This is a genomic window from Pseudomonas sp. FJ2-5-13, assembly GCF_029201605.1.
In the GTDB taxonomy this organism is placed as follows: domain Bacteria; phylum Pseudomonadota; class Gammaproteobacteria; order Pseudomonadales; family Pseudomonadaceae; genus Aquipseudomonas; species Aquipseudomonas lactis.
In genome coordinates this window covers 3657652-3670286 of the sequence record NZ_CP104045.1, presented here as the reverse complement: position 1 = coordinate 3670286, position 12635 = coordinate 3657652, and the positions used below count along the sequence as shown (strand labels likewise).

8 protein-coding genes are annotated in these 12635 nt (G+C 61.2%); 3 read left to right on the top strand and 5 right to left on the bottom strand.

Features of this window, described 5'->3' with window-relative positions; all coding sequences use genetic code 11:
- Positions 1-376 precede the first annotated feature (376 nt).
- On the bottom strand, positions 377-1189 hold the full coding sequence (xthA, locus tag N2A98_RS16060) for an exodeoxyribonuclease III (RefSeq protein ID WP_044274028.1): 813 nt from the start codon (positions 1187-1189) through the stop codon (positions 377-379).
- 166 nt (positions 1190-1355) lie between these two features.
- On the opposite strand from xthA, the gene N2A98_RS16055 reads away from it, so the two are divergent.
- The 3 genes from N2A98_RS16055 (at position 1356) to N2A98_RS16045 (ending at position 7484) form a co-directional block, all read left to right on the top strand.
- Positions 1356-2006: a GNAT family N-acetyltransferase gene (locus tag N2A98_RS16055; protein WP_275622317.1), complete on the top strand. Its 651-nt coding sequence runs from the start codon at positions 1356-1358 to the stop codon at positions 2004-2006.
- 64 nt (positions 2007-2070) lie between these two features.
- Positions 2071-3798, top strand: a complete 1728-nt coding sequence (locus N2A98_RS16050; RefSeq protein ID WP_044274025.1) for an autotransporter assembly complex family protein — start codon at positions 2071-2073, stop codon at positions 3796-3798.
- Positions 3798-7484 (top strand): translocation/assembly module TamB domain-containing protein, encoded by a 3687-nt coding sequence (locus N2A98_RS16045; RefSeq protein WP_275622316.1) that lies wholly within the window; start codon positions 3798-3800, stop codon positions 7482-7484. The genes N2A98_RS16050 and N2A98_RS16045 overlap by 1 nt, the downstream gene beginning before the upstream one ends.
- 410 nt (positions 7485-7894) lie before the next feature.
- On the opposite strand, the gene N2A98_RS16040 is transcribed toward N2A98_RS16045, so the two are convergent.
- The 4 genes from N2A98_RS16040 to N2A98_RS16025 form a co-directional block, all read right to left on the bottom strand.
- Positions 7895-10375, bottom strand: coding sequence for a fimbria/pilus outer membrane usher protein (locus tag N2A98_RS16040; protein ID WP_275622315.1), 2481 nt, complete (start codon positions 10373-10375; stop codon positions 7895-7897).
- 85 nt (positions 10376-10460) lie between these two features.
- Complete coding sequence (locus N2A98_RS16035; RefSeq protein ID WP_275622314.1) at positions 10461-11210, bottom strand: molecular chaperone; 750 nt, start codon at positions 11208-11210, stop codon at positions 10461-10463.
- 73 nt (positions 11211-11283) lie between these two features.
- Positions 11284-11874 carry a fimbrial protein gene (locus tag N2A98_RS16030; protein ID WP_047711176.1) on the bottom strand — a complete coding sequence of 197 codons (591 nt, stop codon included), beginning with the start codon at positions 11872-11874 and terminating at the stop codon, positions 11284-11286.
- 108 nt (positions 11875-11982) lie between these two features.
- Positions 11983-12630, bottom strand: coding sequence for a response regulator (locus N2A98_RS16025; RefSeq protein ID WP_032896601.1), 648 nt, complete (start codon positions 12628-12630; stop codon positions 11983-11985).
- Positions 12631-12635 lie beyond the last annotated feature (5 nt).

Below are 12635 nucleotides of genomic sequence, written 5' to 3'. Positions count from 1 at the left end.
CCGCTTAGGGTTCCGCCCTGACGGCGGCTCACTTTTGAAAAGCCGGAATGCCGGCCCAGTCAAAAGTAAGCAAAACGCTCTTGCCCCACCACTCGGCACCTCGCTTAGGCTCGGTGTGCCCGAACACAGGCTTGAATCCGTGGGCCGCCGCCACGCGCCATCCCTGGCGCGGGGCGGCTAACCCGGCGTCCTGCCGGGTTACCCACGAATTCAAGCCTGCGTTCGGCCAGCGTGGTTTGACGGGGCGCCTAAGATCAAAAGCAGATCAAGATCAAGAGCGGCTCGCTTCGCATCGTGGTTACCGTTGAGCGCTACAGAGCTGTGTAGATACCTATGGCAATCGCAGGCAAGCCAGCTCCCACATTGGGCCGTATTGTCAGCTCAGTTCCAGCCAGATCGGCGCATGGTCCGACGGCTTCTCCAACCCACGCAGCTCGTAATCCACCCCCGCATCCTTGACCCGTGGCACCAATCCAGTGGACGCCATTATCACGTCGATGCGCAGCCCGCGCTTGGGCTCGTCCTCAAAGCCACGGCTGCGGTAATCGAACCAGCTGAAGCGGTCGGTCACGTCCGGGTTGAGGTGGCGGAAGCTGTCCACCAGGCCCCAGTTCTTCAGGCGCTCCATCCACTCGCGCTCTTCCGGCAGGAAGCTGCACTTGCCGGTTTTCAGCCAGCGTTTGGCATTGTCGGCGCCGATGCCGATGTCGCAGTCTTGCGGGGAAATGTTCACGTCGCCCATCACCACCAGTGCCTGGTCGTTGCTGAACTGGGTTTCCAGCAGGTGCTGCAAGTCTGCGTAGAAGCGCTGCTTGGCCGGGAACTTGGTCGGATGGTCGCGGCTTTCGCCCTGGGGGAAGTAGCCGTTCATGATGGTCACCGGCTGGCCATTTTCGTCGGCGAAGGTGCCCCAGATAAAACGGCGCTGGGCGTCTTCTTCATCGCTGGCAAAGCCTTTGTGCACGCTCAACGCTTCTTTGCGCGAGAGCAGGGCCACGCCGTAGTGGCCTTTCTGCCCGTGGTAGTACACGTGGTAACCCAGGGCCTGCACTTCGGCCAAGGGGAACTGATCATCGTGGACCTTGGTTTCCTGCAGGCCGATCACGTCCGGTTGATGCTTTTCAATCAGCGCCGCCAACTGATGAGGGCGAGCACGCAGCCCGTTGATATTGAAGGAGACGATTTTCATGGTCGGCAGTCCAGTCTGGCAAAAGGGCGATGCTAGCCGACAAGTCGGACGGGGGCCAGCGTGGCGGTAGAGTGAATGCGCTGCTAATGTGGGAACGACTGGAGCTGTGCAGGTTCGTACCCATAAGAACGCCATGTTTGAGTGGCGCCCAGGGAGATTGATTGTTATGCCAGACACTTCGACGGCCACTGCCGAAATCCGCCTGCTCAATAGCGGTTACTCCCGCGAAGCGCGATCCCTGCTGTACCAGGCGTATCGCCATGAGCCGACCTTCGCTTACATCTTCGAAGCCGAGCGGTCGGGCTATGAGCAGCGAGTACGTGCCACTGTGCGCGAACTGGTCAAGCAGCACTTCTTTCAGAAACTCCCGGCCATCGGCCTGTTCGTCAATGACCGGCTGATCGGCATCGCCTTGATTGCACCGCCCCAGCGGCGCTTGGGCATCACCGAAAGCTGGGCCTGGCAAATCCGTATGTGGCTGAGCACCGGGGTGCGCGGTACGCGGCGTTACCTGGAATACCATCATGCCGTCATGGCGTGCCTGCCCACCGAGTCTGTGCATGTGTTGCCGCTGCTGGGCATTCACCCGCAGTTCCAGGGCAAGCACCATGGTGAGCAGTTGCTGGAAGCGGTACACAATTGGTGTGCCGACGATCCGCATTCATCCGGCGTGGTGCTCGACACCGGCAACTCCCGTTACCTGGATTTCTACAAGCGCCAGGGCTATGAGGAAATCGGCGAAGTCGCCTTAGGGCCGGTGCGCGAGCATGTGTTTTTCCATCCCAATCCCCAGGCGTTACATCCTGCAACGGCTTAGAACAGAATTATTCAGACTAATCCGGGTTCATAGTTCCTCCCTCGCTCGTGTAGCATCCGCGCCTATGAAGTTTCCAGGAAGATTTACCAGCGGCTTGATTCTGCTGTTCACAAGCTGCGGCGCATTGGCGCAAAGCGAACTGGACGTGCGGATCAAACCCTCAAACGACGCGCTGAAAGCCAACATCGAAGGCTATATCGGCGGGGTGGGCGATCGTGATGAAGAAGCCTTGCTGCGGTTCAGCCGTGGCGCCGAGGAGCAGGCGCGTAAAGCCGCGCAGGCCCTGGGCTACTATCAGCCACAGATCGCCAGCGATGTGAAAGGCGGCAAAAACCCGCGCCTGACCCTCACCATCGACCCCGGCGAACCGGTGCATTTGCGCAACGTGACTCTGCGGGTCGATGGCCCGGCTGCGAGCCTCAAGGCCTTTCGCGTGCCCGCCAGCGACGACCTCAAATCCGGCGCCGTGCTCAACCACGGCCATTACGAAGACGCCAAGCGCCTGATTCAGAACCAGGCCTCGCGCTACGGCTTTTTCAGCGGTCGCTTCACTAGCCAGAAACTTGCCGTGGACCCTCAAGCGGGCGTGGCCGACATCGAGCTCATTTACGACAGCGGCCCGCGCTACAGCATGGGCAAGGTCAGCTTTACCGGCGACACGCCCTTTGATGAAGAGCTGTTGCAGCGCATGGTGCCGTTCAAACCCGGCACGCCCTATGACTCCGAACTGGTCGCCGAACTCAATCAGAACCTGCAAGCCAGCGGTTTTTTTGAAGGCGTGCGCGTCGACGCCAGCCCCACCGCCGCCACCGATGACGTGATTCCGGTGGCGGTGCAACTGGACACCCGCAAGCCGCGCACCATGGGCCTGGGCCTGGGTTACTCCACCGACGTCGGCCCACGGGGCAAAGCCAACTGGACGCGCCATTGGGTCAACCCCCAGGGCCACAGTTATGGCTGGGAAGCCGAACTGTCGGCGCCGCGGCAGAACGTCGGGTTGTGGTACGACATCCCGCTCGACCCGCCGCTCACCGACAAACTGCGCTTTGCCGGCGGCTACCAGAATGAAGAGATCGCCAACACCGATACCCTGAGCAAGCTGCTCACCATCGGCCCCGAATGGCACAGCAAATTGCCCAGTGGCTGGACGCGGGTGATCTCCCTCAAGTACCAGCGCGAAGAATATCGCCTGGGTAATGACTCGGGCCTGAGTAACCTGCTGATGCCGGGCGTGAGTTATTCCTACCTGCGCAGTGACAACCGCATCGACCCGCACCATGGTTACCGGCTGATGTTCGACACCAAGGTCGCCAAGGAGGGCGCGGGGTCCGACACCAACCTGCTTTACGGCACAGCGACGGTCAAGGGCTTGACCACCTTGTGGGACAACCACCGCTTCCTGGGCCGTGCGCAGTTTGGTGGCAGTGCCACCAACGGCTACAAATCCGTGCCGCCTTCCTTGCGTTTCTTTGCCGGTGGCGACCAGAGCGTGCGCGGCTACGAGTACCAGACGCTGTCGCCCGAGAACGATCGCGGCGACCGCATCGGTGGCCGCTACATGGTGGCCTTGAGCGCCGAGTATCAATATTCCATCACCGATAAATGGCGTATCGCGACCTTTGTCGATCAGGGCAACTCCTTTAACAACCTGGACTTGCCCAGCCTGAAAACCGGTGTTGGCGTCGGCGTGCGCTGGGTGTCGCCGGTGGGGCCGATTCGCCTCGACCTGGCCCATGCCCTCGAAGATCCGGGCGGCGTTCGCTTGCACTTTTCCATGGGGCCTGAGCTGTGATGCGTGGTTTGAAAATAGCGGGGCTGGCGCTGGTCGCCATCCTCGCCTTGCTGTTAGTGGCGCTGTGGTCGGTGCTCGGCACCCAGGCGGGCAGTCGCTGGGCCCTGGGCCAGGTGCCAGGGTTGAGCGTGGAAAATTTCCAGGGGCGTCTGGGCGGGCAATGGAGCGCCGATCATTTGCTGTGGCAGCAGGACGGCAGCCGGGTCGAGCTGAATGCGCCGATATTTGACTGGTCGCCCGGCTGCCTGCTGCGCATGACCCTGTGCATCAACCGACTGGATGTGGAACAGGTCAGCCTGGAGTTCGCCCCCAGTGCTGAAGAGAGCGACAGCGGGCCGATTCAACTGCCCGACCTGAAGCTGCCGGTTGCCCTGCAGTTGGGCGATGTGCGCATTGGCAGCCTGCTGTTCAATGGCAGTGAAGAACTCAAGGGCCTGCAATTGGCCGCGCACTGGACCGCCGCCGGCTTGCAGATCGACTCGGTGCACCTGCAGCGCGACGATCTGGTGCTGGACCTTGCGGGCCTGCTGCAACCTACCGGCGATTGGCCGCTGAATGCCACCGGCAACCTGAGCTTGCCCTATGCCCCAGGCGGTGCCCCCTGGACGGTCGCGCTCAAGATCGACGGCGACCTGCTCAAAACCCTCAAGCTCGACGCCAACAGTAGCGGCTACCTGCCGGCCAAGCTCACTGGCGAGCTGCAACCCCTGGCGGAAAACCTGCCGGCGCAGGTGCACATCACCTCCGAGTCGTTCAAACCCAGCGCAGACCTGCCCGATACCCTGCAACTCAACCAACTGGACCTGAGCGCCAAAGGCGACCTGAGCAATGGCTACCAGTTGCTGGGCAAGGCCGTGCTACCGGCCGAAAAAGGCCCGGTGGATTTACTGCTCAAGGGCAAGGTCGACGCCAAGGGCGCGCAGATTGCCGGCCTGGACCTGACGGCCGGCGACAAGCAAAGCCTCAAGCTCAGTGCCAACCTGGACTGGCAACAAGGCTTCAGCGCTGACGCCAAGATCGACTGGCTGGATTTTCCCTGGCATCGCCTCTATCCGGTCATCGACGAACCGCAAGTGGCCTTGCGCACCTTCAACGGCGAAGTCTCCTATAAGGACGGCAACTATCTGGGCAATCTCAAGGCCGACCTCGACGGCCCGGCGGGCAAGTTCAATGTGGTCACGCCGTTCAGTGGCGACCTCAAGCAAGTCTTCCTGCCTGAGCTGAAGCTGAGCGCCGGCCAGGGCAAGGCCGAAGGCCACCTGAACCTGCAATTTGCCGACGGCATTGCCTGGGACACCGCCCTGGATCTGTCGGCGCTGAACCCGGCCTATTGGGTTGCGGAGCTGCCCGGCACCCTGGCCGGACCGCTGCGCAGCAAAGGCGAGTTCAAGAATGAACAGCTCAAGCTCAACGCCGACCTGGACCTCAAGGGTCGCCTGCGCGGCCAAACCGCCGTGCTCGCGGCCAAGGCCGAAGGCGCTGGCGAACAATGGACCCTCGCCAACCTGGACATCCGCCTGGGCGACAACCGCATCAACGGCAGCGGCAGCCTGCAACAGCGCCTGGCCGGGCAGATCGACATCAAGCTGGCACGCCTGGCCCAGCTCTGGCCGCAACTGCGCGGGCAAGTCAACGGGCGTGTCGAGGTGGCCGGCACCTTGAAAGCCCCTCAAGGCAAGCTCGACCTCAAGGGCCAGCAACTGGCCTTTGCCGACAACCGTCTGCAAAGCCTCAACCTGGACGCCAACCTCGACAGCGCCCAACGCGCCAAGCTCGACCTCAAGGCCAACGGCATTCAAAGCGGCGAGACGCAAGTCGGCAACCTCACCGCCAGCGCCCAGGGCGATATCAAGAACCAGAAAGTCCAACTGGCCCTGACTGGCCCGCTGGTCAAACTGGCCCTGGCCCTGGACGGCAACCTCGACAAAGACAACTGGCGCGGGCGCCTGGCCAGCGGCGACGTGCAAGCCGGTGGCCAGGACTGGCGGCTGCAAGCCCCGGCGAAGATCGAACGCCTGGCCGATGGCAAGCTGACCTTCGGCGCGCACTGCTGGGTCTCCGGCGGCGCCAGCCTGTGTGGCGAAGACCAGCGCCTGATGCCCGAGCCGAAGCTGCGTTACCACCTCAAGCAATTCCCCCTCGACAGCCTCGCGGCGTTCTTGCCCAAAGACTTCGCCTGGCAGGGCAGGCTCAACGCTGATGTGCAACTCGACCTGCCCCAGAGCGGCCCAAAGGGTGTGGTTGCGGTGGACGCCAGTGGCGGCACCTTGCGCGTGCGCGACAAGGGCCAGTGGCTGGATTTCCCCTACGACACCCTGAAACTGGAAACCACCCTCAACCCCAAGCGCATCGACACCCAGCTGAATTTCCGTGGCGGCAAGCTCGGCGAGTTGTTGTTGCAGGCGCAGATCAACCCGCTGCCGAACAACAAACCGATCACTGGCACCTTCAGCCTCGCCGGCCTGGACCTTTCCGTCGCGCGGCCCTTTGTGCCGATGGTGGAAAAACTCACCGGCAAGCTCAACGGCAATGGCCGCATCTCCGGCGGCTTGCTTGCGCCTTTGGTCAACGGCAACCTGAACCTGGTGGGCGGCGAAGTCTCCGGGCCCGAACTGCCCATCAGCCTCGAGGGCCTGAACCTGCAGGCGCAGATCGCCGGCGAAAGCGTGCAGCTCAACGGCGCCTGGCACAGCGGCAAGGCCGGGCAGGGCAGCCTTACGGGCCAGATCGACTGGGGCCGCGCCCTGGTGGTCGACCTCAGCCTCAAAGGCTCGCAACTGCCGGTGACGGTGGAACCCTACGCCAAGCTGGAAGTGGCCCCCGACCTGAAAATCAGCCTCAAGGACGACAAACTGGCGATTGCCGGCAAAGTCCACATTCCCCGTGGCGACATCACCGTGCGCGAACTGCCGCCTTCGACGGTCAAGGTCTCCGACGACACCGTGATCATCGGCAGCCAGACCGAAGAGGGCAAACCGCCGATGGCCATGGCGATGGATATCGACGTGGAAGTAGGCGAAGACCAGCTCAACTTCGCCGGCTTCGGCCTCACCGCCAAGGTCCAGGGCCATGTGCACATCGGCGACAACATGGACACCCGCGGCGAGCTGTGGCTCAACGACGGCCGCTACCGCGCCTACGGCCAGCGCCTCAACGTGCGTCGCGCACGGCTGCTGTTTGCCGGGCCGCTGGACCAGCCCTTCCTGGACATCGAAGCCGTGCGCGTGGTGGTCGAACCGTCCCGCACCGTGACCGCCGGTATACGCCTGAGCGGCAGCGCCGAACAGCCCACCACGCAGATCTTCTCCGAGCCGACCATGGCCCAGGAAGATGCGCTGTCGTACCTGGTACTGGGCCGTTCGCGCACCAACACCGGCGAAGACAACAACATGCTCGCCGAAGCCGCCCTGGGCCTGGGCTTGATGGGCAGCGCCGGGGTGACCACGGATATCGCCAATAAGCTGGGGATTCAGGATTTTGATCTTGACACCCAGGGTACGGGTAACAGCACCGCGGTGGTGGCCAGCGGAAAAATCAACGAGAAGCTCAGCCTGCGTTATGGGGTAGGGGTGTTCGAACCGGCTAACACCATTGCCTTGCGTTATTTGTTGAGCAAGAAGGTGTACCTTGAAGTGGCGACGGGTGTGGCCAGCTCTCTGGATATCTTTTACAAGCGCGATTTCTGACCGGTACGCTGTAAAAAAATGTGGGAGCGGGCTTGCCCGCGAAGGCGGCGTGTCAGTCACCGAACCTGCAACTGAACCACCGCTATCGCAGGCAAGCCAGCTCCCACACTGGTTATGGATTGCCCACAGAATCAGCGCCGGGCACAGATCCCTGTGGGAGCGGGCTTGCCCGCGAAGGCGGCGTGTCAGTCACCGAACCTGCAATTGAACCACCGCTATCGCAGGCAAGCCAGCTCCCATACTGGTTATGGAATACCCACAGAATCAGCGCCGGGCACAGATCCCTGTGGGAGCGGGCTTGCCCGCGAAGGCGGCGTGTCAACCACTGAATCTGTAACTGAACCACCGCTATCGCAGGCAAGCCATCTCCCACATTTTGTTCTGTATGCATCAGTTAAATAGCGGCCCCTCTAAGGACGGCAACTCAACTCCACTCGCTCATAGTTCAGCGCCTTATCACGTTGTGGCAACGCATAAGCCGCCTCGCACCGCCGCCCTTGCCAACTAATCACCAGGGTGCCCGTGTCGGCCTCAACCAACGCCAGCGCCTTGCCGCCAGGGTCGGCAATTGCGATCTGCTTGCCCGCGCTGTCTTCCAGCGCCGCGCCAAACGGAATCGGCTGGTGCTGGGCATCGAACAAGGCAAACTGTACACGCCGCCCAGTCTTGCTGGCATAGCGCGCCAGCACCACTGCACCGCGTCGCGGCACCACTTGCTGGGTGGCGTTGTCGATCTCGATATCGGTGCCCAGGTCACGGGTGTCCAGGCTGATCCAATTGACGCGATAGGGTTGCGCGTTGGGCACTACGGCAAAGCCATTGCTGCCGGTCTTGGCGCCGGAGTAACTGCCGATCTTCGCGCCTTTTACCCCTTCGACCTGCGCCAACGCAAAGGTCTCACCCACGGTTTGCCCAAGGTTGATGCCGCCCGCGTGGCCTACCACGGAACCGGCCAGGTTGAGGTTCTGCGAGTTATACCCACGGCCCTGGCTGTAACCGGCACTGATGTCCATCATCGAGGTGCGAGTGCTGAGGTTGGCCGAGCCGGTGCTGCCGCCGGTGCTGCTGTTACCGCCTTGTACCGAGTAATAGGTGTCGCTGTCTTCCGACAGGTAGCCGTTGATGCCCACTTGCGTGGTGTCGCTGGCTTTCTGCGTGCTTGCGGAGACAAAGGCTCGCGGCGCGCGGGGTTTTGAGCCCAGAGGGAAGGACAGCGACAGGTTGACCAGCGTGTCGTTGTTCGCTGGCCCATAGTTGCCGACATCCTTGGTGTAGGTTGCGCCAAGGTTGTAACTCACCTCGCCCCAATAGTTGCTGTAGCCCGCCGACAGGCTTTGCGATCCCCCACGCCCCCAGTAACGCTGGTCACTAGCGTTCACGTAAATAGTGCCATATTGCTGGTTGCGGCCAAGGCTCTGGTTGATAGTCAGATCGGTGCGGGTTTTCGAGTTGCCCGTGCGTTTCCGGCCTTCATGGCTCAGCTCTTCGACGTGATCGCTGAGGGTGCGGTAGCCCTCGGTGGAATAGCGATAAGCGGCGAGGGTGAAGCTGGTATCGGTGCCGGCAAACGTCTTGGCATACAAGGCCCGTACACTGTTGCCCGTCACCGCCTGGCCAAAGGTGCGGCTGACCGAGTGGGTCAGGTCCAGGGACACCGCACCGATGGAGGTATTACGGCCAGCGCCGACGGACATGGCCTGGAAATTTTCCGTCGCCTGGGCGCCGATAATCCCGGACAGGTTGCTGCTGATGCCGTAGGCCAGGGTGCTGCTGACGAACTGCGGCGACTTTTGATCATCGCTGTTGCTGTTGTACTGCCCGGCCGACACGCTGTATTTGAGCTGACCCTGGCGCACCATGATTGGCAAGCTGGAAAACGCCTGCACCGTGACCCGGCGTCGGCCATCAGCTTCGATAATCGTCACTTCCAGGTCGCCGTTGGAGCCGCTGGGGTAAATGTCGCTGATCTCGAATGGGCCCGGCGGCACGTTGGCTGTGTAGAGGATGTAGTTATTCTGGCGAATCTCCACGGTCGCGCTGGACTGGGCGATACCGCGAATGATGGGCGCATAACCGCGCTCGCTGTCGGCGCGCATGCCGTCGTCGGAGGCCAGCTTCAAACCGCGATAGCGCACGCTGTCGAACAGGTCGGCGTCAGAGAAAATATCCCCGGCACTGAACTGGCCCTTCAACGCCGTGACGTCATGTTGCAGGTAGCTGCGGTTGCTCTTGAACGTATTGGGGCGGCCAGTGCTGCTGCTGAAGTTCGATTCGTTGCGCAGCCGCCAGCCGCCCAGGTTGATGCCATTGCGCAGGCCGATGTTGTTGGAGAGCGTGGTCTCACCCAGGTTGCTGTTGCGGCTGCTGCTCAACTGGTAGTTGATGAACGCGGCGGGCACACCATCGTCCCATAAGGCCGGGTCTACATAGCCGCGCCGGCCGCGCTCCATGGCGCTTTGGGGCACACTGACCAGCAAGCGCAGGCGCGGCACGTCGTAGCGCACGCTGGCCTGGTCGATCAGGGCGGGCAGGTTGATGCAGGCGTTGGGGTCATCGCCGGCCAGTTTGCCGGCCGCTTGCAGCCTGGCGATATCGACCCCCAATTGCTGCACCGTCTCAAGGGTCAGGCACGCCTCGGTTTTGCCCGTGGCCGGGTTGTGAAGAAAGTCGATATCGCGACGGCCCACCAGGGTGTCGTTGCCGTACAGGTCGACCCGGTAGTTGCCGGGCAGCACAGTGCTGCTGGCGAGCAGCGCTTGTACGTCGACGGCGGAGGCTGCTCCCTGCAGGAACGAGGTATTGAAGTGTTCTTCGTCGTCGGCCAGGCAGGCGTTGCTGAAGATCAGGGCCACCGACAGCGGTGCCAATCCTTGGTACTTGAATACAAACATGCAGGAACCCTATATCACCTCCGATACGAACTAACGGAGCGAAGATAAATACAGTGAAAGTGCGACCGCTGGATAAACGGGCGTATTAAGAAGCGTCTTTTATTGCACTGGCCTGCACAGCGGCCGAGTGGGAAAGTTGCACGCTATAACGGTCTTGTGCGCCGTAGTCGTTAATGCTGCGAAACAACAAGTTGGGTGACTGCCCGGGCGTGAAGTGTTTCAGGGTGAACTCTTTTTGTTCGCCGGGCGCAATCATCAATGAATCAAATGGTTGCTCGCGCAGTGCACCCGAGGTCAGGGTGATTTCGGCAATGGACACGTGATACAGACCAGGGTTGTTCACCACCAGCAGACTTTTGCCGCCACGCTCAACCAGACGCCATTTCAATGTGGCGGGTGCCAGGTAAGCCTCGGCCTTGAGCCCGGCAGGGCGGAAGAACACCTTGATGCGCTGGCGTACCGCGAGCTGCAAGGTGTTCTGGGTCTTCGAAGCCTTGGGAATCTCCTGCACGTTGAGCCACATCACCGACTCGCGGTCGGTGGGCATGCCCGTGCCCTCATAGATCACCCGCAACAGTTGCTGTTCGTCGTTGCTCACCCGCACCAAGGGCGGGGTGACGGCAAAGGGTACCGAGGTGGCCTCGCTGCTGTCGGCGTCGATCCAGGACTGGATCAGCACGTCTTCACCGCTGTTACGCACGGTGATGCCGGCTTCCTTGTGCTTGCCGTCGAACACCAGGCGCGTGCTGCTCAACGAAATACCGGCTACGGCCTGGTTGACCATCAGCAGGCCCAACAGGCCGACGCAGAAGGACAATGATTGACGATAAAACATGATGACTACCGCGCAAAATGAATGAATGTGCAGGGCCGCCTGGCCCTGCACGGACCCGTAAAGCTCGTGCGGGTTATTCGTATTGCAGGGTGAACGGCAGGGTCGCGTCGCCACGACCGGCTACAGCCAGTTTCGGATCGGTACCGGTGGTGACATAGGCGGCCGAGAATTTCAGCGAGGCGTTGCTGTCCTGCAGGTTGCTTTCGATTTTCGCGGTGGCGGGTGAGCTCAGGTCGATCAGGGCGCCATTGCCATCCAGCAAGGCAATACCGATATTCTTGGCGGCGCCCAGGCCGTCGATGACTTTCAACACGCCAGTGCCAGTCACAAGGCCGCTGCCTTTGCCAGAAGTCGGTTGGAAGAGCATGGCCACCTTGGTACCGGCGTTGCAGTTGACCTTCATCTCGAAGTTCTCGGCGCTCAGCGTGCCGCTACCTTTTGGCGCGGTGGAGGTGCCCATGTCCTTGATCGACACTTCACCCATGTTCACCGAAATGGTCTTGTTGGTGCCGGCGCCTTCAACGGAGCAGGCATCGTTGTTGATGGTGCCGGTGAAGTTGATGGTGCCGCTGCCGGCCTTGGTCGGAACAGGGTCGGCTGCCAGGACATTGCCTGCTGCGGCGAAAATCGACAGGGCCAGAAGTGCTCGAGAGAACGTTTTCATGTTGCTTATCCATAATTGGGGTTGAAGCAACACAATAAAGCGTCAGCACTTAGTGGAGAATCAGACGATCCTTAGAAAATAGAAAGTACAATTGTGCCCGAAGTGTTTTTAGTTGAACAAGTTGCGCTCTATGCAATAAGTCAACAGGTCTTGATCACTGCTTACTTCAAGCTTTCGCATCGCCGACACCTTTTGGGTACTGATAGTCTTTGCACTTCTGTTCAACCCGCGCGCAATCTCGTTGACACTTTGTCCCGAAACAAACAACCGCAAAATTTCATGCTCCTTGGGAGACAACCGCGTGAAGCGTTCATCCAGACCCGCACCGTCATCCACGACTGAGATCGGCTGTGGCCAGTTATGGCGAACCGGGTTGCCACGGGCAATAGCTTGGAGCGCGGCCTGGATTTCGTCATGCAGCTGGTTTTTCTGAATCACGGCCAACACCCCGAGCTCTTGCAGGCGCGTCAGGATCAATGGGTTGGAAATCATCGTCAGCACCACCACCCGTATGCTGGGAAAGTGTCGAGTCAGGTACTCCACCAACTTGAGGCCATCACCATAGGGCGAATCGCCGGGCATGTTGAAGTCGGTGACCACCAGGTCCACCGGACCGGACGCCAGCAAGTTGACCAGTTCATTGGAACACACGGCCTCGCCCACCACGCGAAAGCGTGGGTCACGCTCGATCAGTTCGCGCACCCCGACCAGTACGATGGGGTGATCATCGGCAATGACAACGTTGAGGGTATCCATGGGTT